Genomic DNA, 21,743 nt, shown 5'->3' on the forward strand with positions numbered 1-21,743 from the left:
GGCGCCGGCAGCGACAATTGAGTGCCCGGCCGTTCCGGCTGTGGTCAGATCACCGAATCGGTCCAGCGGACGATGTCCTTGGCGGCATCGCCGAACGCCCTGTCGAGCGCGTCGACATAGGCCTGGTTGCCGCTGCCGGAGACGGGCGCGGTCGAGTTGAAGCTCTTGGAGGCGCGCACCTCGCCATTGCGGTCGTTCAGTATCCGCACGAACAGCTCGACCTCGGCGTGTTGGCCGCCGTCGACGCGGACTTCGAAGGAACGGACCTCGACGATCACCTGATAGTCGATCGCCAGGCCCTCGCCCGGCTTGCCGACGCCGGCGAAACTGCCCGAGCGCTGGAATGTCTCGGCCAGCCGCGCCTGCACGATCAGCGGCAGCCGGTCGGCCCATTGCGCTCCCTTGAGGTACTGGATCGAGCGCACCGACGGCTTGATGACGATGTTCTGGCTGTCCAGCGCCTTGAGCGCGGAAGGCTGGGCGATGAGGATTTGTTGGCGGCCGCGGCCGCGCGCATCGAGCGACGGCGCCGACAGTTCGAATGTGTCCAGGGGCGCCGGCCCGCCGCCCGGCAAAAACGCGCAGCCGGCCAGCGAAAGCGCAAGCAATGCCACACCCGCAGTGGGCCCGCCCGCTTTGACCCCGCCCAATCTAAGCACGCCCAATTTAAGCACGACCGACTTCACACGCGATCCCCGTCGTCCCCGAATCGAATGAGCAAATCGCACCCGCAGCGTACTTGCCTGCCGTTCTTGGGGCCGGCGAAAGCCGAAGTCAACGCCGCACCCTGCCATCGAATTGCCGAACCTCACCTTCGCCGCCTGACAGGATTCGCTGCGGATTGCGGCTGAGATCCGTTACCGCCTCTTCGATGCGGTTGATCGAGCGACGGCTGTCTTGGACCAGCGCTTCGACGTCCTGCAGGCCCTGGCCGGAGAATCGCGCCAGATTGTCGGTGATGGTGCCGAGGCGGGCGTTCAGCGTGTCGGCGACCTGCTTGAACGATTTCAGGGTATTCCTTGCATCGGCTATCATGCCGTCGGCCTGGCCTGAGCCGAGCAATGTATCGACCTTGACGAGGATGCTGTCGACACGCACCGAAGCGTCGTTGAGGCGCTCCGCGAGCTGCTGCGCGTCCTTGATCGTCTGGTCGATATCGTCGGCCCGGTTGGCGAATTTGTTGGTCACCTTGGCGATGTCGGCGGCAGCCTCGTTGGCGTTTTCGCTGGCCTTCTGGATGTTGGCCAGCGCGGTGCGGACCTGTGCCGGATCGATGCCGTCGAGAACGCCGTCGACCTTGGCCAGCGTGCCTTGCGTCCTTTGGGCGAAATCGTTGATCGACCCCACTGCGGTGTCGACATTCCTGACGACCGTGTCGAACTGCTTGCTGGTTTCCTTCAGGTTCTCGGTCACCGTATCGACGTTGGCGACAATACTCTTGATCTGATCCTTGTCGACGGCGTTGAGCAGCCCTTCCGCCGCCTTCAGCGTGCCGTCAAGCTTGCCCGAGACGCCCCTCAGTTCCTCCGACAGCGAACTGACGTTGGCGAGGAATTTGTCGATGCCGTCGGAGTTCTTGGCCAGCGCGTCGGAGAAGGTCTGCACATTGTTGACGGTCTGCGTCAGCGGCCCGCGAACGTCGCTGGTGAAGCCTTCGAGCTGGGAGAGAACCGTATCGGCGCGGGTGAAGATGTTCTGCGCCGTCTGCAACAGGTTGGTGACCGCCGACGGGTTGGCGACGATCTCGGCGACGCGGCCCTCCTGCTCCGCCTGGTCGAGAAGGTTGACCTCCTTGGGGTCAGCGCCCCTGAGCTCGATACTCGCTTGGCCGGCGAGGCTGACGATCCCGATATCGGCCTGCGTCGATTTGGTGATCGGCGTCGTGCGGCCCACTTCGGCTTCGGCTATGGCGTCGTTCGGATTGGCGGGGTCGATATAGACGCGCCTGACATCCCCAACCCTGACGCCGTTGAACAGCACGAAACTGCCGCGGCCGAGGCCGGAAGCCGATCCCGGAATGCGCACCCGCAGCATCGCCGTCTCACCCCTGTCGCCGATCGCGGCCGTCCAATAGACGAACGCGAATGCCGCCAGGATCGCGGCTAGCGTGAAAATGCCGACAATGACGTAGTTGGCTCTGGTTTCCATTTATCCACTTATGGCTACGCGCGGGCCGCAAGATCAAGTTGCCGCGCACGTTTTCCGCGAAAATAGGATTTCACCCAGGGTTCCTCGCTCTTGAGCATGTCGTCGATCGTGCCTTCGACCAGCACTTTCTTGTTGCCGAGCACGGCCACCCGATCACAAGCGGTGAACAGCGTGTCGAGATCGTGCGTGACCATGTATACGGTCAGATCCATGGTATCGCGCAGCTTGACGACCAGTTCGTCGAACTCAGCCGCGCTGATCGGATCGAGGCCGGATGTCGGCTCGTCCAGGAACACGATGTCGGGGTCGAGCGCCAGCGCGCGCGCCAGCGCCGCACGCTTGATCATGCCGCCGGAAAGCTCGGACGGGAATTTCTGCGCCGCATCCGGCGGCAACCCGACCAGTTCGACCTTGAGCATCGCCAGCTCGTCCATCAGCTTTTTCGGCAGATCGAGATATTCGCGCATCGGCACCTGCACGTTTTCGAGCACCGTGAGCGCCGAAAACAGCGCGCCGTGCTGAAAGAGGACGCCAAGGCGCATGTCGATGCGAAGGCGCTCCCTCTCGCTCGCCTTTTCGACATCGACGCCGAACAGCTTGATCGTTCCCGACTGCTTGTGCACCAGGCCGAGAATGGTGCGCAGCAGAACCGACTTGCCGGCGCCGGAGGCGCCGACGAAGCCGAGAATTTCGCCACGCCGGATATGGAGCGACAATTTGTCGAGAATGACCTTGTCGCCGAAGGAGACGGTGACGTCGTGCGCAGAAAGCACGATCTCGTCCTCGTCGGCCCTTTGCGTAGTCGTGGTCGGCTTTGTGCCAAGCAGCGCCATGTCAGAACTCGATCGCTGCGTAGAACATGGCGAAAAGCCCGTCGAGGATGATCACCACGAAGATCGACTTCACCACTGAAGCAGTCACGTGCTGCCCGAGCGATTCGGCGCTGCCGCCGACCTTCATGCCTTCGACCGAGGCGATCGTGCCGATGATCATGGCCATGAACGGCGCCTTGATCAGCCCGGCAAAGATGGTGCTGAGATCGATGGCAACGCGCAGCCGGTCGATGAAGGCGGCCGGTGCGATGTCGGAGTAGAGCCATGCCGCCAGTATGCCGCCGCCGAGTGCGGCGAAATTGGCAATGATCGTCAGGCAAGGCAGTGCGATCACCAGCGCGACCAGCCGCGGAAACACCAGAACGCCGATCGGATTGAGCCCGATGACCTTCAGCGCGTCGACCTCCTCGCGCATTTTCATCGAGCCGATTTCAGCCGTGATGGCGCTGCCCGAACGGCCGGCGATCATGATCGCAGTCATCAGCACGCCGAGCTCGCGCAGGATCAGCACGCCGACAAGGTCGACGACGAAGATATCGGCGCCGAAATAGCTGAGCTGATAGGCGCCTTGCTGGGCGACGATCGCCCCGACGATGGCCGACATCAGCACAACCACCGGGATGGCGCCGACGCCCATGCGGTCCATCTGGTTGAAGATCGCCGCCGGATTGACCGCATGGCCGCGGCCAAGCTTCATCTGCGCGCCGCGTATCGTGGCGCCCAGTATGTTCATCGCGGCCAGGAAATCGTCACGCATCTCATAGACGCGCCGGCCAACCGCCTCGAGCGCGCGAATGACGATGTTCGGCGGCCCAACGGTGCCGGAATCAGGTTCGCGTCGAACGGCGTCACCGACGGCGCCGAGCAGGATCGAGGCAACCTCGCTTTGCCCCTGCATCGTGATTTTCACACCCTGCTTTTCGAAGGCGCTGACCAGACGGTCGATCACCCAGGCCCCGGCGGTATCCATTTTCTCGATATGCGAGAGGTCGAGCGCCAGCGTCTGAAAGCCGCTGCGTTGCTCGATCTTGCGCATCTCGGCATCGACGAGCGCCACGGTGCGTGTCGTCCAGGTGCCGGAGAAAGCGCAGCCGAGGACGCCGCCGTCCTCGCCGACCACAACGCGCGGCTGGTGGTCGGCCTCCTTGGCGGTCGTGCCGCTTGCGTCGCGTTTGCGGATCGTCAACATGGCGTCCTGTTTAGCCTGACGGGCCGATCTTTTTAACCTGACAGAACCCACCTGTCGATTTGCCGACAAGCTTGTTGTCGCACAGCCGGAGCAGAAAAATATGGCGCGTGTCATTTCGGTCGAGTCCGAGCGCTTTGCCATCGCCGGGATCTTCACCATCTCGCGCGGTTCGAAAACCGAAGCCGAGGTCGTCACAGTGACGATCAGCGAGGACGGCCAGAGCGGGCGCGGCGAATGCGTCCCCTACAAACGCTATGGCGAAACCATCGAGGCTGTGCGCGATGCGATCGAGGCGATGCGGGAGCAGGTTCAAGACGGCATCAGCCGGGCCGCGCTGCTCGACGCCATGCCGGCGGGCGCGGCGCGCAACGCCGTCGACTGCGCGCTATGGGACCTGGAGGCGAAGATCGCAGGCAAGCCGGTGGCTTCCAGCATCTGCACGGCGCCGCCGAGGGCGCTCGAAACGGCTTACACGCTGTCGCTCGGCGAGCCCGAAGCCATGGCAGCCCAGGCCCGCGCCAATGCCCTGCGCCCGCTTCTCAAGGTCAAGATCGGCGGCGACAACGACATGGCCCGCATCCGCGCGGTCAGGGAGGCGGCACCGGCGAGTCGCATCATCCTGGACGCCAATGAGGGCTGGAGCGACGACAACATCGTTGCAAACCTGGCCTTTGCCGCCGAGCACGGCATCGCGCTGATCGAACAGCCGCTGCCGGCGGGCCGTGATGGCATCCTTCGCAACATCGCCCATCCGGTGCCGATCTGCGCCGATGAAAGCCTGCATGAGGCTAAAGACCTTGCCTGGCTTGTCGGCCTTTACGATGCGGTCAACATCAAGCTCGACAAGTCGGGCGGCTTGACCGCTGCCCTCGTCCTTCGCGATCGCGCCCGCGAACTGGGTTTTGGCGTCATGGTCGGCTGCATGGTCGGCACGTCATTGGCCATGGCGCCGGCGGTGCTGTTGGCCCAGGATGCCGATTTCGTCGATCTCGACGGTCCACTGCTGCTGGCCCGCGACCGTGCGCCTGGCCTTGTCTACCAAGGTTCGCTGGTGTCACCGCCCGATCCGGTGCTGTGGGGCTGAACGCGCCGCAAGCCCGATCAGCACAAGGCCGACCAGGGCGATCGGGATCATGGCAAAAAAGCCGTCGACGCCGAAGCGGTCGTAAAGCGGGCCGCACAGGAGTGTCACCACAGCGGTGAAAAAGCCGTTGGAGAAATAGGCGATGCCTTGCGCGGCCCCGGTGCGTTCCTCCGCGACCGTCTCACCGATCATTTTCTGCAGGCCGATCAGCACCAGCGCCACCGAGACCGCGTGCAGCGTCTGGACTGCGAAAAACCCACCTACGCCAAGGCCAAGCGGCCAGATCAAGGGAAAGGCTATCCAGCGCACGATCGCGCCTATTCCCGCCATCACCATGATCGATACGACCGAGAAGGAACCGAAAACCCGAGTAAAGATCATGAACATGCCGATCTCGGCCAGGACACCCCAACCCCAAAGCAGCCCGACCACAGAGTCGCCGATGCCGATCGATTTCCAGTAGATCGAGACGAAGCCGTAGAAAAACGCGTGGCTGGCGGTGATGACGCCGACGCCGACGGAGAAATACAGGAAATAGCCGTTGAGGAGTTTTGGCGCCGACTGCTGGATGTCGGCAGCCGAAAGCGGCGAGGCACGGCGGGGACGGCCGAGCCGCGGCGCGATCAGTGCGACGACAAGTGCGGCGCCAAACGCCACGAAGATGATCACCGGAACTGCCTGGGCGCCGGTCGCCGACAGGATAAAACCGCCGGCAAGATTTGCGCACAGATAGGAGATCGATCCCCATTTGCGCATGTTGGCATAATTCGAGCCGAAGCGGCGCACCCCCGACAGCGCCAGCGAATCGGCGATCGGCGAATGCGGCGTCCAGGCGACGGTGAGCGCCAGCGAAACGGCCAGCACCATGGCATAGGTCGGCGTCAGGAAATACCCGGCGGACAGCGCCAGCGATGCGGCCGTCAGCGCGACATAGACATGGGCGCGGTCGCTCGCCCTGTCGGCCAGTGCCGTAAGCCATGGCGTCGTCACCACGCGCAGGAACATCGGTGCCGCGAGAATGATCGCTATCTGCTCGGCATCAAAACCGTTTGCCTGCAGCCACAGCGTAAAGTACGGCAAATGTATCCCGAGCGGCACGAAAAGCGTGAAGAAGATCAGGCCCATGCGCAGCTCGAACTGACGCGGCTTGACGAGTTGTTCGAGTAAAAGCGGCGGCAGGGAGGACATCAGCAGGCAATCCGTCGGCGCAGCATTCGACCGGCCGGCCAGCCAACGCACGCCGATCCCATAACATGGCAAAAAAAGCGATGAAACCGCTGCGCTAAAGCGCGTCGCGTTTGACCGCCTCATGCGACGCGCTTTAGGTTCTTGTTTTATGTATGTCGTTATCGCAAAACCGCTGCACACCCTCGTGTCAGGCCCGAGGGCATGCTTTTGCGCGACATGCATGAACGCATCATCGCGTCAGGCAGCCTGGACTGCCCTGCCCTTGATGGCGACGATGTCGATCGGCACCAGCACTTCGCCGCCGACCGGAGCCTCCGGCAGGACGTGCGCCCAGTGCAGGATCTCCATCTGGCCGTCGAAATGCTCGACCACTGCGGTGCAGCTCTCCACCCAGTCACCGGTGTTGATGTATTGCACGTCCTCATAATTTTCGATCGCGGCATGGTGGATGTGGCCGCAGATCACGCCGTCGACATGCGAGCGGCGCGCTTCCTCGGTCAGCATGGTCTGGAACGAGCCGATGAAATTCACCGCCTTCTTGACGTTGACCTTGGCCCAGGACGAAAACGACCAGTAAGGCAGGCCAAGCAGCTGGCGAAGCCGCGTCACCACGCGGTTGACCAGCATCGCCGCATCATAGGCGTAGTCGCCGAGATAGGCCAGCCAGCGCGCATTGTGGACGACGGTGTCGAACTGGTCGCCATGGATGACGAGAAAGCGTTTGCCGTTGGCAGTCTCGTGGACGACGCGGTCGGCGACGACGATGCCGCCGAAATGCACGCCCTGGAACTGGCGCGCGAATTCGTCGTGATTGCCGGCGATGTAGGTGATGCTGGCGCCCTTGCGCGCCTTGCGCAGCAATTTCTGGACGACGTCATTGTGGCTTTGCGGCCAGTGCCAGTTCCGTCTGAGCCGCCAGCCGTCGACGATGTCGCCGACGAGATAGATGATATCGGCGTCGTGATGGCGCAGGAAATCGATCAGGAACTCGGCCTTCGCCGCCTTCGATCCGAGATGGACGTCGGAGATGAACATGCTGCGGAATGTGCGGGGCTCTGCGCCAGGCATTGGATTCTCACCGTTGCTTCCGAACAGGCTATGCCTCGATTCATGCAACAACCGTATGACGGTTGCGATTGGTCCAGCCCCAAGAGTAGGTTGCGACCCAAATCAGAGGAGAAATCGCCATGGATCTCGGTATTCGCGGAAAAAAGGCCATCGTCTGTGCTTCGAGCAAAGGCCTTGGGCGCGGTTGCGCCATGGCGCTGGCCGAAGCGGGCTGTGATCTGGTCGTCAACGGGCGCAACGCCGACCAACTGGCCAAGACCGCCGCCGAACTGCGCGAAAGATTCGGCGTTGAGGTGACCGAGATCGTCGGCGACGTGTCGAAGCCCGAGGTGCAGAAGGCGCTGCTTGCCGCCTGCCCCGATCCCGATATCCTCGTCAACAACAATGGCGGACCGCCGCTTCGCGATTTCCGCGAGCTCGACCGCGAAAAGATCCTCGAAGGCGTCACCCAGAACATGGTGACCCCGGTCGAACTGGTTCAGGCTGTCATCGACGGCATGGCCGAGCGCGGCTTCGGCCGCATCGTCAACATCACCTCGCTGTCGGTCTATGTTCCCATTCCAGGCCTCGATCTGTCGTCCGGCGCGCGCGCCGGACTGACTTCGTTCCTGGCCGGCGTCGCGCGGACGGTGATCGACCGCAATGTGACGATCAACAACATGCTGCCGGGCAAGCTCGACACCGACCGGCTGCGTCCCCCGCATGAAGCCGGCACCCCGGAAGATCCGGCAGCCGCCGCCGCACGCAAGACCCAGGCAGCAGTCAACGTTCCGGCCAAGCGGCTCGGCACGCCGGAGGAATTCGGCCAGATTTGCGCCTTCCTGTGCTCGGTTCACGCCGGCTACCTGACCGGGCAGAACATCCCGGTCGATGGCGGCCTCTACCTCAGCGCGTTTTAGCGCCTAACGCTTCCCGCTGGCAACTGCGAGAAAAAGGGTGTTTTTCTGATTCTAACGAAAAATTCCAAGCGCTGGCATTGGCACTTTATGGATGACGTTTGGCTGTTGCTGTCCGCCGGTTTTCTAGGCTTGATGAGGCTAGGGAAGCAAAATGAGCGATGTGGACGAACACCTCGATCTGACGGAGATCAACGCCGTCCGCAGGTTGTTGGCGTCAAAGCCACGACCGGTGGACTGGGACGAACGCCGGGCGCGGCTCGACGAGGTTGGTTCGGTGTGGCCGATTGCGGACGACATCCGATGCGAGGATGCGGTTCTCGACGGCCTTGAGGGAGAGTGGTCGCTAGCGCCTGAGAGTGACAGGGATAAGGTTCTGCTCTTCTTCCACGGTGGTGGCTACTGCTCCGGCTCTCTCCAAAGTCATCGTCGAATGGTCACCGAGGCAGGTCGAGCAATGGGAATGCGCACCCTCGCGATCGACTATCGACGCGCACCGGAACATCCTTTCCCTGCGCAACATGAAGACGCACTTACCGCATGGCGCTTTCTGAGCCGGCAAGGGATCGCGCCGGACCGCATCGTGGTTGGCGGAGACAGTGCGGGCGGCAACCTCACCCTGTGCTTGGTCAATATATTGCGCGCGGCAGGGGAGCGGTTGCCGCGATGTCTTTGGCTGGTCTCGCCCTGGACGGACCTTTCGATGTCCGGCGCGACACTATCAACTAAGGACGCGATCGACCCTATCATCCACCGGGCGTATTTGGAGGAACTGGCCACCGCCTATGTTCCCCATGGCGTTGGTCGGCGCGATCCCCTGATCTCGCCGTTGTTCGCCGATCTGGGCGGATTTCCCCCAATGCTGATACAAGTCGGTTCGGCCGAGGCGCTGTTGTCGGACGCAACTCGGCTCGCGGAAGCCGCTGGCGCGGCTGACGTCAAAGTACGTCTCGAAATTTGGCCGTATATGATTCACGCTTGGCCGGTTTGGAATGCAGGATTGAGTGCCGGACGCCGCACTCTTCACAGCGCGGGTGTGTTTGTGCGCGAATATTTATAACCCTGGGTGAGGCATCTGCTGGCGCCACTTTCTCGTGCCCAATCGACGAGACGAATGACAGCATTCCGCAGGCTGCACCCGTTGTAGACATCACACTGGGCGGTGGCGGCCTCTACGTCAGCGCGTTTTGGTACCTAACGCTTGGTACCCGCTGGGAACGCCGGGAGGCGATCCATCTCGGCCGTTCTTGTCAGGAAGTGACGGCTCTGAACGCAGGCGTTGCAGGTGCCGTGCCAGACCATAAGGAGCCGATTTATCGTCCGAAGTCTCAAAGACATCGGCTGCGCTGGCGAGGGGGCGGGTGTGGTGTTGAGCAGCGGGGCTATGATGGCCCCTTCCCGCGCCGGCCGCCGCTACAGTGCATAGGGCCATTCGTCCGGCACGAAGCGATAAGCGTCGCCATCGCGCGCCACATGGCCGATGCCGGGGAACGGCAAATGCATGCCGGCGATCAGCATCCGGTCGGCAGCGACCCGGTCGAGGGTCCGCTTGCGCGTTTCGGCAGCCAGCTTGGAATCGACATCGAAGGCGATGCTCCAATCCGGGCGCGCGAACTGGTAGGTCGCCATGTGCACGACATCGCCCCAGATGAACAGCGCCTCACCGTCCGATTCCACGATGAAGCCGGCATGGCCCGGAGTGTGGCCGGGCAGCGGCACGGTGCGGATCGAGCCGAGCGCCTCGCGCTCGCCGTCCACTTGCCGCAGGCGATCCGCATAAGCGGCGGCAGCCTTGCGTGCCCCGATGAAGAACGGCTTCGCTTCGTCCGGCGCCTGGTTCATGTTCGCATCGTCGTGCCAGAAGGCGTAGTCGGTGGCGGTGACGACGAGTTCGGCATTGGGAAACAGCGCCTGGCCGGCGGGAGTCAGCACGCCGTTGATATGGTCGGGATGCATGTGGGTAATCAGCAATGTATCGATCTGGTCCGGAGAGACGCCGGCCGCCTCGATAGCGGCCGGGAGTCGGCCGAGTGACGGGCCCATGCTGTCCGACGTACCGGCGTCGACGAGCACCAGACGGTCGCCCAGATTGATGAGATAGGCATTGACCGGTGCGCGGCGCGGTCCGGGCTTCTGGAAGCTGGCCTCAGCCAGCCGCTCCGCATCGGCCTCAGCGAGCCCGATGACCAGCTCGGAACCAATGTCGATATAGCCATCTAGTAGCGCCGTAACTTGGACCGATCCCACGTTGCGGCGCAGCGCGCCAAGCGTTGCGGCGTCGACCAGCGGCGCTCGGGCCACCGCCGGAACGGATACATTGGCTAGGAGAGTGCCGCCGGTTAGGCCGGCACCGGCGAGAAAATGACGGCGGGAAAGCGGCATTGCATCGTCTCCAGTTTGGGGATCTAGAGCTCCAGGCGGAGCAAGGCGGGTCTATGTCATAGGCTCAGCTTTTTGAACTTGCCGATTCCTTATATGTCTTATTACTCTTGTTTATTAATCACGACGGAGAGTTGCCATCATGGACCGCTTGACCGAGCTGACCAGCTTCGTACGCGCCTGCGATACCGCCAGCTTCTCGGCGGCAGCGCGCGAGTTGGGCTTGAGCCAGCCGGCCGTCAGCCAGCAGATCCGCGCACTGGAAAAGCGTCTAGGGGTCCGGCTCTTTGACCGTACGACTCGTCATGTTTCGCCGACGGAAGCCGGCCGGCGTTATCTGGAGCGCGCCCGCGACATCATCGAGCGCCTCGAGGAGGCGGACCGCAGCGTCGGCTGCCTCGAATCGAAGATGTGCGGACGTCTTGCCGTCGGCGCGCCGGCCAGCTTCGGCGCAGGTGTGCTTGGCAGCTACTTGATCGAGTTCAAGCGCGCCTATCCGGAACTGTTGCTCGACGTGGCGCTGACCGACAGTTTCGTCGATGTGATCGCAGAGGGGCTCGACGTGGCGATCCGTATGGGGACCATCGATGACGACCGGCTGATCGTGCGCAAGCTCGGCGTGATCGGGCGCTGCCTTGCGGCGACGCCAGAGTATCTCGACCGCAGGGGCCGGCCGCGACGCCCGGAAGATCTCGCCGACCATGATTATCTGCTTTACGCCCACATCAGGAAGCGCGATGTCGTGCCGCTCACCGGCCCGGGCGGCGAAAAGGCCGAGGTGCGAATCCGGCCGGCCATGCGCTCCGACAATTCGCTGCTCAATCATCAGGCGTTGCTGTCCGGCGTCGGCATCGGCCTCGGGCACAGGGTGATACTCGATCCGCTCATCGCCGAAGGCTTGCTCGAACATGTGCTGCCGGACTGGCACTATGCGCCGCACCATGTGCATGCGGTCTATCCATCGAACCGCTTCATTCCGTTGAAGGTCAGGCGGTTCGTTGCCGGCTTCGCCGATCACCTCGCCGCGATGGGTGCGTTCATCGATGACAAAAAAGCATGTACATCCAAGGAAACGGCGCCGGCCCAGTGAAGTCTGACGTTTGTACGCGCAGGGAAATGGCGGAGACGGGGGAGTCGAGATGTGGCGCGGCGGAGATAGGCGTAGCCCCGCAACCGCGCAGTGAGTAGCTGTCGGGTGGACGGCAGCCGCAAAGCCTGGAGGCGGTCGACCGTTGCGGCTACTGCTCCCGCAGGACACATGAACTGCCCTTCATGGTCATTCCTCCTGCCGATCGAGAAACCGCTTCACGGCGCCGAGGAACACACCGCGCCCTGCGGCCTCGCGGTCGAGATGCACGAAGTGGGTTAGCGTCCGGGATGTTCAGGCGTTCCGCTTTTGGTGCTTCGTCCACAATTGCCATCGCATCCTCCGGTCGGCTCCAGAAATCCCGTCCGGAACGGATGACGAGCACCGGCATGGTGAGCGCCGCCGCCGACCATTGCCGGCGATCGAACGCGAGTTCGAAGCTGTCGGCCATGGCGCCGCTCGGTGACCGGAAACTCGGCGGCTGGCGCGTCGACGCCGTCTCGTCGGAGGCGAGTGCCGCATCACCATAGGCCGCGGCCACCGCGGGATCGCGCCACTGAGCCTTGTCCGCGACCGGGATGCTGTCGTCCCAGGCGGTGAACAGGCTCGGACGTGTATTCAGCCGATAACCGCCGAACGCATGGACATTGAACGTCCCGGGCCGATCCGGATTTTCGAGCAGCGAGCCGGTGCCAAGAGTGGGATGCTGGTCTGAGCCTCCATACAGGGTGTTGTAGAGGATGAGCCGATCGACCGTCTGCGGAAACCGGCTGGCATAGGCGCCGGCCCAATGCCCGCCGGTGGCCCAGCCGACGAGGCTGATCCTCGAAACGTCGCTCCATTTCGCGATGCCGTCGACCGCTGCGGAAATACCCGCCACGATTGTCGATAGCGTCTGGAAACTGCTTGAGGCTCGTTCAGACGTGAGTGACCGCCCGCGACTGGACACGCCCGGCCGCGCGACGCGCTCGATGACATCCGCGCCGGCCGCGACGAGGCAGGTGAGGATTTCAGCGCAACAATCTGACATGGTATGGTTTTCCACGATCCATCCCCCCAAACTGGCGGTTGCGTCATTTGGCATCGTGAAAAACCAGCGCTGCATGCTAAACCTCGACGCAGCCGCCCTTTATTTCCATAAGCATCCACGCCCTGGAAAGCTTGAAATCCAGGCGACAAAGCCGCTCGGCAACCAGCGCGACCTGGCGCTCGCCTATTCGCCCGGCGTGGCGGTGCCCTGTCTCGAAATCCGAGACTAGACGGCTGCCGTAAGCTCCTTGCATTGGCCCTCATTGCGTCTTACGTTTGGCGCATCGATCAAGTGAGGGTATGATAATGCCCGAGACTGCAACCCTGTCCTCGAAGTTCCAGATATCGATCCCCAAGGCGATCCGGACCGCCCAGCATTGGGAAGCGGGTTTGACCTTGGCCTTCATCCCGAAGGGAACGGGCGTGCTACTCGTCCCTGTGCCGAAGCGGGAAGCGCTGAAGGGGCTGGCGAAGGGCGCTTCGGCGACGGAATTTCGCGACCGGTCGGACCGTTTCTGATGGTGCTCGTCGATACCTCGGCTTGGATCGAATGGCTGATAGGCTCTCCGACTGGAGAGCAGGTGGCAGAGCATCTGCCCGAGCGAGCCGACTGGCTCGTTCCGACCATTGTGCAGTTGGAACTCGCAAAATGGCTCACTCGCGAAGTAGGCGAAGACAAAGCCGATCAGACCATCGCCTTTACGCAGGTCTGTACGGTGGTCCCGCTTGACACGGAAATCGCCCTAGCGGCCGCCGAAGCCTGCCGGAAGCACAAATTGGCGACCGCAGATGCGATCATTTTCGCGACCGCTCGGGCGCATGACGCGACGCTCCTGACTTGCGACAAGCATTTCGAGAGCCTGCCAGTCGTCACCCTCATCGAAATGATCTAACGCTGACATTGTTGGGCCGCGGGGTGATGTCGGCTCCGGCAGTTCACGACCGAGGGCGTGTGAAAACTCGGCACGTCGGTCAAGACGTAGAATTTTCTCCTCCGCCCAAGCGAACAGAAGCGCGCTCGTATTCGATGCGGCTCGCGCGTGAAGGTCGTTTTCCACCCGTTGCAGACATTCAAACTGGGATGTCGGCGTAGCTCGCCGCACCGCGCCGCCCCGCGTCCAGCATTTCGATGGGACCACGCAGCGGGACGCTATGCGAAGCCAAAGGCCGCACTTTGCGACATATCACCTCTCGAAAAGCCTCGGCTGCATGCTAAGAGACTCAAAACAGCAAACGGACTGGACTGAGGAGCGGCCGGCATGCAAGGCGAAAACAAAAAAGCAGCCCGGTCGGACCTCGACGAAGCCGCACTCTATTTCCACAAGCATCCACGCCCTGGAAAGCTGGAAATCCAGGCGACAAAGCCGCTCGGCAACCAGCGCGATCTGGCGCTTGCCTATTCGCCGGGCGTCGCGGCGCCCTGTCTGGAAATCCGCGACAATCCGGCAGCCGCCGCCGACTACACGGCGCGGGCCAATCTGGTTGGCGTCGTCTCCAATGGTACGGCGGTGCTCGGCCTTGGCAATATCGGCCCGCTGGCCTCCAAGCCGGTGATGGAAGGCAAGGCGGTGCTGTTCAAGAAATTCGCCGGCATCGACGTCTTCGACATCGAGATCGACGCGCCTGACATCGAGCGGATGGTCGAGACGATCTCGGCGCTGGAGCCGACCTTCGGCGGCATCAACCTCGAGGACATCAAGGCGCCCGAATGCTTTGAGGTCGAGGAACGGCTGAAGGCGCGCATGGCCATACCGGTCTTCCACGACGACCAGCACGGCACCGCGATCATCGTCGCCGCCGCCGTGCTCAACGGGCTGGAATTTGCCGGCAAGACGATCTCCGACATCAAGATCGTCACCTCCGGCGCCGGGGCAGCGGCCCTCGCCTGCCTCAACTTGCTGGTTTTGCTCGGCGCGCGCATCGAAAACATCTGGGTCACCGACCGTTTCGGCGTCGCCTACAAGGGCCGCGTCGACGAAATGGACCGCTGGAAGGACCCCTATGTGAAGGACACCGAGGCGCGCACGCTGGCCGATGTGCTGCCGGGCGCCGACGTGTTCCTGGGCCTTTCGGCCGCCGGCGTGCTGAAACCGGAATTGCTCCAGCACATGGCGCCAAAACCGCTGATCCTGGCCTTGGCCAACCCCAACCCCGAGATAATGCCGGAAGCGGCGCGGGCGGCGCGACCAGACGCCATGATCTGCACCGGCCGTTCCGATTTTCCCAACCAGGTCAACAACGTGCTTTGTTTTCCTTACATTTTCCGCGGCGCCCTGGACTGCGGCGCCAGCGCCATCAACGAAGAGATGAAGATGGCTGCGGTGCGGGCGATCGCAGCCCTTGCCCGCGAGGAACCGTCTGACGTCGCCGCCCGCGCCTATTCCGGCGAAACGCCGATCTTCGGGCCCGATTTCCTGATCCCCTCGCCGTTCGATCCCAGGCTGATCCTGCGCATCGCGCCGGCGGTGGCCAGGGCAGCCTGCGACACCGGCGTCGCGACACGGCCGATCACCGATTTTGCCGCCTATATCGACACGCTCAACCGCTTCGTCTTCCGCTCCGGCCTGGTCATGAAGCCGGTGTTCACGATGGCCAAGACGTCGAGCGCCAAGCGCGTCATCTATGCCGACGGCGAGGACGAGCGCGTGCTGCGCGCCGCCCAGGTAGTGCTGGAGGAAGGCATCGCCGAGCCGATCCTGATCGGCCGTCCGCATGTCATCGAAGTCAGGCTGAAACGCTACGGGCTGCGCATCAAGCCGGGCGTCGATTTCGGCCTGATCAATCCCGAGGACGATCCGCGTTATCGCCACTATGTCGACCTTTTGATCGAGCTCGCCGGCCGGCGTGGCGTGACGACGGAGGCCGCGCGCACCATGGTGCGCACCGACAACACGGTGATCGCCGCACTTGCCCTCAAGCGTGGCGACGCCGACGCCATGGTCTGCGGCCTGGAAGGACGGTTCGAGCGGCATTTGCGCAATGTCACCCTGATCATCGGCCCGCGCGCCGGCATCAAGGATCACGACCTGTCGACGCTTTCGATGCTGATCTCGCAGCGCGGCATCATTTTCCTCACCGACACCCATGTCACCGTCGATCCGACCGCCGAGGAGATCGCCGAGATGACGGTGCTGGCGGCCGAGGAAATCCAGCGCTTCGGCATCGAGCCCAAGGCCGCCCTGCTGTCGCATTCGGATTTCGGCTCGCGCGATTCGCCAAGCGCGCTCAAGATGCGGCAGGCAGCGGCGATCCTGGCGCGCATCGCGCCGGACCTGCAATGCGACGGCGAGATGCATGCCGACTCGGCTCTGTCGGAGCCGCTGCGCCAGCGCGTCTATCCGCATTCGCGGCTGAAGGGCGAAGCCAATCTGCTGGTCTTCCCCAATCTCGATTCGGCCAACATCACGCTCACTGCGCTGCGCGCGATGATGGACGCGCTGCATGTCGGCCCGATCCTGCTCGGCACCGACAGGCCGGCGCATATATTGACGCCGTCGGTGACGTCACGCGGCGTCGTCAACATGACGGCGCTCGCGGTGGTCGAAGCGGCCCACAAGGCGCAGGCGGTCGTAAGTCTGGGCGAAACCGGCCTTTCGCGGTAAGCTAAATGAACAGTTAACCGCAGACGCGGTAACCTTCGCAACCGACGAGGCAAGCGGAGTTCCGGATGGGCGCGAGGTGGAAGCTGACGCATGCCGCCGCATCAACTGTCAAAGGCGGCGCCGCCCCTCATCGCCCTGCCCGTCCTCCGCAGCAGCTGCGCTGCAGCTGCGGAGGGTGGACCGGGTACTTCTCCCCGTATAGTAACGGGGAGAAGGGGGCTGGCCGCAGTCTCGGCTTCCTTACTGCGACGCTGGTGATTAGCGAAACCGGTGACAAAAGCGCCCCTCTCCCCGTCCCTATACGGGGAGAGGATGCCGGCAGGCAGGTGAGGGGCAGCACCAACGCCCGGGGCGAGAAACCGCTAAAACTGACGCGTGCCGCAGCGCTGCTCGGTGCCCTGGCGCTATCAGCCTTTGCCGCCACCGAACTGCAGGCCGCCTCCGGTGTTTGCCGGCAGCTGGAAGCCGATCTCGCGGCCGCTTCGCGCGGTGGCGGCACCAAGCCAGCCCTGCTCAGGAAATATGACGATGCAATCGTGCGGCAGCGCCAGCAGATTTCAAAGGCCGTCAGCCAATCCAGCCGCGCCGGCTGCGGCTTTTCGCTGTCGCGCCGCAACGCCAACGCATGCGCCACACTCGACGCCACCATCGATCGCATGGCAGCCAATCTCGACGGCTTGCAAGCCACGCGCGCTGAACTCGCCGGCGACGGCTCGCACCGCAATCGCGCACGCATATTGGCTTCGCTCGACGCCAATGGCTGCCGCGATGATGCGGCGCCGCCAAAGCCGGCACCGGGCCGCGACGCCAGCCGTGGAACCGGCGAGAAAAACTTGCTCGACCAGCTTTTGGGCAGCGACGCAATTGGACCCGGCGCGTCCGACCGGCCTGAAGAGCCCGATCAAGCCATGGGTCCGCGCGACATCCGCACTATGCTCGATAATGGCGACGACATGGGCCAGCCGCACGGCGAATTCCGCACCATGTGCGTGCGCACCTGCGACGGCTATTTCTTCCCGATGTCGAACGCCGCCTCGCTGGGCGATTTCGAGCGCGACCAGAAGAACTGCGATTCGAGTTGCCCCGGCACCGAGATGCAGGTGTTTTATGCGCGCGGCTTTGGCGACGACTCGGGCGGCATGACGTCTTCGGTAACCGGCAGGCCCTACAGCGAGCTGCCGACCGCCTATCTCTACAAGCAGCCCGCGCGTCCGCCGGCCTGCGGCTGCAACGCCGCGCGAAATTTCGAGATCATTGCCGGCAACCCGCCAGGCCCGGAACAGCCTGACCCCGCCGACCCCGCGAGTTTGGCCAATGGCGAAGGCCGGCTCGAAGCCATCGAGCCCCGTGCCGCAAAACCCTCGCCGACGACCTTGCCGCCGCCGGAACAGCGCAAGGTCAGGGTCGTCGGGCCAACGTTCCTTCCCGACCCAGCAGCGGCAACAGATCTGCAAGCTCGGGTCCCGAGGGCTGGCCCGTAAGCGCCAGCCTGAGCGGCGTGAACAGCGCTTTGCCCTTGCGGCCGGTTGCTTCCCTGATCCTGCCGGTCCACTCGTTCCAGACCGACCCGTTCCAGGGGTCTTCCGGCAAAAGGTCGAACGCCTGGCGAAGGAACTCGCGGTCGGGGTCGGAAAAGTCCGGCTGCTCCTGCGGGCCGTCGCGAAGTGTGCGCCACCAGATTGCGGCGTCGGCCAACCTGTCGAGATTGCCGCGCACCGCCAGCCAGAACGGCTCCGCCTGTTCGCCGGAAATGCCGAGCACGATCAGCCGGTCGCGCGCCTCGGAAAACGGCATATGGTGCAGCAGCGTGCGATTGAGTACGAAAAGCTCGTCCGGATCGAATTTGGCCGGGGATTTCGATGTCGCCGCCGGATCGAATCGCTCGGCAAGCTCAGCCATCGTCTGCACGGCGGCGACGTTTTCCGAGGTGCCGACGAGCACCGCCAGCGAGGCGACCGCCATCGGCTCGATGCCGGTCTCGCGCAGGCTTTCGATGGACAGCCCGCCGCTCCGCTTCGACAGGCCCTCGCCCGATGCGGTGGTCAACAGATTGTGGTGGCCGAACACCGGCGGCTCGGCACCCAGCGCCTGGAACAAGGCCAACTGCACGCCGGTATTGGTGACGTGGTCGTCGCCGCGGATGACATGGCTGATCCCCATCTCGATGTCGTCGACCACCGAAGGCAGAGTATAGAGATAGGTGCCGTCCTCGCGCATGAGAACCGGGTCGGAAAGCGAGGCTAGGTCGACGGTTTCCTCGCCGCGCACCAGATCGTTCCAGTGGATTTCGGTGCGCTCCGGCTGCAGCGGATCGCTGGTGAAATTGGGCAGCAGAAAGCGCCAATGCGGCCGGCGGCCATCGGCTTGGTATTCGGCGACCTGCTCGGCCGTCAGCGTCAGCGCCTCGCGGCCGTAGACCGGCGGCAGGCCGCGTGTGCGGCGCACCTTGCGCCTGAGATCAAGCTCTTCCGGTGTTTCGTAGCAGGCATAGAGAAGGCGCGCCGCCTTTAATTTCTCCACCGCCGCATCGTAGATCTCGAAGCGCCGTGACTGGTATTCCGTGGCGTCGGGAAAGATGCCAAGCCAATGCAGGTCGTAGAGGATGGCGTCGGAGAATTCCTGCGTCGAGCGTGCGACGTCGGTGTCGTCGAAGCGCTGGATGAAGCGGCCCTTGTTGTTCATGGCGAACAGCCAGTTGAACAGCGCAGTGCGCGCATTGCCGATATGAATGCGGCCGGTGGGTGATGGGGCGAAACGGACGGTAACTGTCATGAATGGGGCGTACCGGATGGTTTTGCTGTTGACAAGACACGCCCCCCGCGCTTGGCCGCAGACATAAGACATGACGAAGGCGATGAAAAGGCGGCAGCGCCGCGCGTTTAGCGCATCGGCCCGAAATCGGAACCGATCTTCGGAAAGCACGATGCGCAGATTCAAAGTTGTTGGACGCGCGCGGCGCTGCAAGTCGTCAGATCGCCAGCCCCTTGGTCAATTCGAGCGCCTGGCGCTCGAACAGCCGGCGGTAGATGCCGCCTTGCAGCCGGATCAGCTGATCATGCGAGCCCTCCTCGACGATGCGGCCGCGATCGAACACCAGAAGCCTGTCAAGCGCTCGCACCGTCGAAAGCCGGTGCGCGATGACCAGCGTCGTGCGGCCGACCATCAACCGCTCCATCGCCTGCTGGATCAGCACCTCCGATTCCGAATCGAGGCTCGACGTCGCCTCGTCCAGAATGAGGATCCGCGCATCGGCGAGGAAAGCCCTCGCGATCGCCACCCGCTGGCGCTCGCCGCCCGATAGTTTCACGCCGCGCTCGCCGACCAGCGTGCCATAGCCTTTCGGCAGATCGATGATGAAGTCGTGCGCGCTTGCCAGCCGTGCGGCACGCTCAATCTCGGCCTGCGTCGCGCTCGGCCGGGCATAGGCGATGTTTTCGGCCAGCGACCGGTGGAACAGGATCGGCTCCTGCTGGACGATAGCGATCTGCCCGCGCAGCGACGCCTGCGCCACCCCGGAAATATCCTGGCCGTCGATCAGGATCGTTCCCGCGTTCACGTCGTAAAGCCGCTGGATCAGCTTGACGAAGGTCGTCTTGCCCGAACCCGAATGGCCGACCAGCCCGACGCGCTCGCCCGGCGCGATGTCCACCGAAAAGTCGCGATACAGCGGCAGTCGGTGGCTGCCATAATGGAAGGTGACGTTGTCGAAGCTGATGCGGCCGTCGGTGATGCGGATCGGCCTGGCGCCGGGCACATCCTCGATGCCGAGCGGCTCGAACTGGAAGTCGACCAGTTCCTCCATGTCGTTGATCGAGCGCTGCAAATTGCGGATGTGCGTGCCGATATCGCGCAGATAGCCTTGCAGCACGAAGAACGAGGTCAGCACGAAGGTGACATCGCCGGCGCTCGCCTGCCCCCACGCCCACAAAAGCAGCGAAAATCCGATCACCGCTGTTCGCAGAAGCAGCAGCATCGATCCTTGCGTGGTGCCGTTGATGGTGCCGCGCACCCAGGTGCGGCGCGTGCGGGCGCGCCATCTGGCGACGATCTTGGCGAGGCGTGTTTCCTCGCGTTCCTCGGCGCCAAAGCCCTTGACCACGGCGTTGCAGCTCACCGCATCGGCCAGAGAGCCGCCAAGGCGCGTGTCCCAAGCATTGGCAAGCCTTGCCGCGGGCGCGACATAGCCAAGCGACAGCAGCGCCGTCACCGCGATGAACAGCACCGAGCCTGCGGCGACGACAGCACCCATCAGCGGCCAGAACCAGCCGAGCAGCAGCGTCGAGCCGACGAGCATGACGACGGACGGCAGCAGCGCGATCAGGATCGTGTCGTTGAGCAGGTCGAGCGCCCACATGCCACGGGTTATCTTGCGCACGGTCGATCCGGCGAAGCTGTTGGCGTGCCAGTCGGTGGAGAAACGCTGGACCCGGTGGAAGGCGTCGGCGGCGATATCCGCCACCATCTTCAGGGTCAATTCGACGATGGCCATGAAGGCGAGGTTGCGCAGCACGACACCGGTGAGCGCCAGCGCCACCAGCATCGAAAAGGCCGCCATCGCCGCGTCCCAGGCGACATCGTCGGCCGCAGCACTGCTGGCGACGGCGTCGACCAGCCGGCCGGAATAGAGCGGCGTCAGCACGTCGGCCAAGGTCGACAGCAGGAAAATGTGCCCATGATGAGCGAAAGCCGCCACGGCTGGCGCCGCCAATGACTGAGCGTGAAGCCAAGGACGCTGCGAAAGGCGCCGGCGCGCAAATCGATCTGAAAACGAGCCATGATGTCATTCGGGCGCAAACGAGCCCGGTCCCGGTAAGGTCGAAGTTGAGAAAACCGCGTTGGGCGAATTAGTGCCCAGGAATGCGGGAGGTTCGGCATATTGGCGGCTCGCCCGAATACGGGCGGCGACCGGCATCGACGAATGCCTGCTGTCAGATTGCCTGGCCGTGAAGCTGAAAAACCTTCCGGCGCGCCCTCTGAGACCTAGGCTTCGCGGCCTCGCATAACGATGTCAAATCCTGGCATTCGGTCCTCCCATTAGAGCGACGTGCGTCCATTCGGACGCACGAAGTACGCTCTAACTTCTTGAATCTGCGCATCGTGCTTTCTGAAAATCGATTCCGATTTTCAGGCCGATGCGTAGGGATCGCGGAGACGCCGTTATAGAGACGCGTCTACGCCGCGCCAAGCCAGCAGGTTGCCGAAAGCGCATCTGGTCCAACTGGTGAGGCGATTTTGCAACA

18 protein-coding genes and 1 pseudogene are annotated in these 21,743 nt (G+C 63.5%); 9 read left to right on the plus strand and 10 right to left on the minus strand.

Annotation, left to right across the window (positions count from 1 at the left end; translation table 11 throughout):
• Positions 1–44: 44 nt before the first annotated feature.
• The 4 genes from AC0L2K_RS07630 to AC0L2K_RS07645 form a co-directional block, all read right to left on the minus strand.
• On the minus strand, positions 45–659 hold the full coding sequence (locus tag AC0L2K_RS07630; RefSeq protein WP_473523212.1) for an ABC-type transport auxiliary lipoprotein family protein: 615 nt from the start codon (positions 657–659) through the stop codon (positions 45–47).
• Between the two features lie 115 nt (positions 660–774).
• Positions 775–2,148 carry an MlaD family protein gene (locus AC0L2K_RS07635; protein ID WP_473531025.1) on the minus strand — a complete coding sequence of 458 codons (1,374 nt, stop codon included), beginning with the start codon at positions 2,146–2,148 and terminating at the stop codon, positions 775–777.
• Between the two features lie 14 nt (positions 2,149–2,162).
• Entirely contained in the window at positions 2,163–2,981 is an 819-nt protein-coding gene (locus AC0L2K_RS07640; RefSeq protein WP_023801128.1) for an ABC transporter ATP-binding protein, read from the minus strand.
• Between the two features lies 1 nt (position 2,982).
• Positions 2,983–4,170 carry an ABC transporter permease gene (locus AC0L2K_RS07645; protein ID WP_023801127.1) on the minus strand — a complete coding sequence of 396 codons (1,188 nt, stop codon included), beginning with the start codon at positions 4,168–4,170 and terminating at the stop codon, positions 2,983–2,985.
• A gap of 100 nt (positions 4,171–4,270) precedes the next feature.
• On the opposite strand from AC0L2K_RS07645, the gene dgcA reads away from it, so the two are divergent.
• Positions 4,271–5,254, plus strand: coding sequence for an N-acetyl-D-Glu racemase DgcA (gene dgcA, locus AC0L2K_RS07650; RefSeq protein WP_473531026.1), 984 nt, complete (start codon positions 4,271–4,273; stop codon positions 5,252–5,254).
• Here dgcA and AC0L2K_RS07655 read toward each other — a convergent pair.
• Positions 5,225–6,442, minus strand: coding sequence for an MFS transporter (locus tag AC0L2K_RS07655; protein ID WP_473531027.1), 1,218 nt, complete (start codon positions 6,440–6,442; stop codon positions 5,225–5,227). The genes dgcA and AC0L2K_RS07655 overlap by 30 nt on opposite strands.
• A 237-nt stretch (positions 6,443–6,679) precedes the next feature.
• Complete coding sequence (locus tag AC0L2K_RS07660) at positions 6,680–7,510, minus strand: UDP-2,3-diacylglucosamine diphosphatase (RefSeq protein ID WP_023801125.1); 831 nt, start codon at positions 7,508–7,510, stop codon at positions 6,680–6,682.
• A gap of 119 nt (positions 7,511–7,629) precedes the next feature.
• Between AC0L2K_RS07660 and AC0L2K_RS07665 the strand changes: the two genes are divergently transcribed.
• Entirely contained in the window at positions 7,630–8,409 is a 780-nt protein-coding gene (locus AC0L2K_RS07665) for an SDR family oxidoreductase (protein WP_473531028.1), read from the plus strand.
• Positions 8,410–8,560: 151 nt separating this feature from the next.
• Positions 8,561–9,466, plus strand: a complete 906-nt coding sequence (locus tag AC0L2K_RS07670; RefSeq protein ID WP_287238089.1) for an alpha/beta hydrolase — start codon at positions 8,561–8,563, stop codon at positions 9,464–9,466.
• Between the two features lie 353 nt (positions 9,467–9,819).
• Here AC0L2K_RS07670 and AC0L2K_RS07675 read toward each other — a convergent pair whose 3' ends face one another.
• Positions 9,820–10,788 (minus strand): MBL fold metallo-hydrolase, encoded by a 969-nt coding sequence (locus AC0L2K_RS07675; protein WP_128244837.1) that lies wholly within the window; start codon positions 10,786–10,788, stop codon positions 9,820–9,822.
• 139 nt (positions 10,789–10,927) lie between these two features.
• On the opposite strand from AC0L2K_RS07675, the gene AC0L2K_RS07680 reads away from it, so the two are divergent.
• Positions 10,928–11,875, plus strand: a complete 948-nt coding sequence (locus AC0L2K_RS07680) for a LysR family transcriptional regulator (RefSeq protein WP_287238088.1) — start codon at positions 10,928–10,930, stop codon at positions 11,873–11,875.
• A 148-nt stretch (positions 11,876–12,023) separates the two neighbouring features.
• On the opposite strand, the gene AC0L2K_RS07685 is transcribed toward AC0L2K_RS07680, so the two are convergent.
• Positions 12,024–12,977: an alpha/beta hydrolase gene (locus AC0L2K_RS07685; RefSeq protein ID WP_473531029.1), complete on the minus strand. Its 954-nt coding sequence runs from the start codon at positions 12,975–12,977 to the stop codon at positions 12,024–12,026.
• Between AC0L2K_RS07685 and AC0L2K_RS07690 the strand changes: the two genes are divergently transcribed.
• From AC0L2K_RS07690 to AC0L2K_RS07710, 5 genes are all read left to right on the plus strand, one after another.
• A complete protein-coding gene (locus AC0L2K_RS07690) occupies positions 12,976–13,131 on the plus strand; it encodes a hypothetical protein (protein WP_287238086.1) in 156 nt (51 codons plus the stop codon). The genes AC0L2K_RS07685 and AC0L2K_RS07690 overlap by 2 nt on opposite strands.
• Before the next feature lie 70 nt (positions 13,132–13,201).
• A complete protein-coding gene (locus AC0L2K_RS07695) occupies positions 13,202–13,420 on the plus strand; it encodes an AbrB/MazE/SpoVT family DNA-binding domain-containing protein (protein ID WP_287238085.1) in 219 nt (72 codons plus the stop codon).
• Complete coding sequence (locus AC0L2K_RS07700; protein WP_128172347.1) at positions 13,420–13,794, plus strand: type II toxin-antitoxin system VapC family toxin; 375 nt, start codon at positions 13,420–13,422, stop codon at positions 13,792–13,794. Before AC0L2K_RS07695 ends, AC0L2K_RS07700 begins: the two co-directional genes overlap by 1 nt.
• A 366-nt stretch (positions 13,795–14,160) precedes the next feature.
• Positions 14,161–16,503 (plus strand): NADP-dependent malic enzyme, encoded by a 2,343-nt coding sequence (locus AC0L2K_RS07705; protein WP_473523132.1) that lies wholly within the window; start codon positions 14,161–14,163, stop codon positions 16,501–16,503.
• A 326-nt stretch (positions 16,504–16,829) separates the two neighbouring features.
• Positions 16,830–17,984, plus strand: coding sequence for a DUF2865 domain-containing protein (locus AC0L2K_RS07710; protein WP_023801112.1), 1,155 nt, complete (start codon positions 16,830–16,832; stop codon positions 17,982–17,984).
• On the opposite strand, the gene gltX is transcribed toward AC0L2K_RS07710, so the two are convergent.
• Complete coding sequence (gene gltX / locus AC0L2K_RS07715; protein ID WP_023801111.1) at positions 17,902–19,275, minus strand: glutamate--tRNA ligase; 1,374 nt, start codon at positions 19,273–19,275, stop codon at positions 17,902–17,904. The genes AC0L2K_RS07710 and gltX overlap by 83 nt on opposite strands.
• 196 nt (positions 19,276–19,471) lie before the next feature.
• A pseudogene (locus tag AC0L2K_RS07720) lies at positions 19,472–21,279 on the minus strand (ABC transporter ATP-binding protein).
• Between the last annotated feature and the right edge of the window lie 464 nt (positions 21,280–21,743).

Source organism: Mesorhizobium sp. WSM4817 (assembly GCF_055811135.1).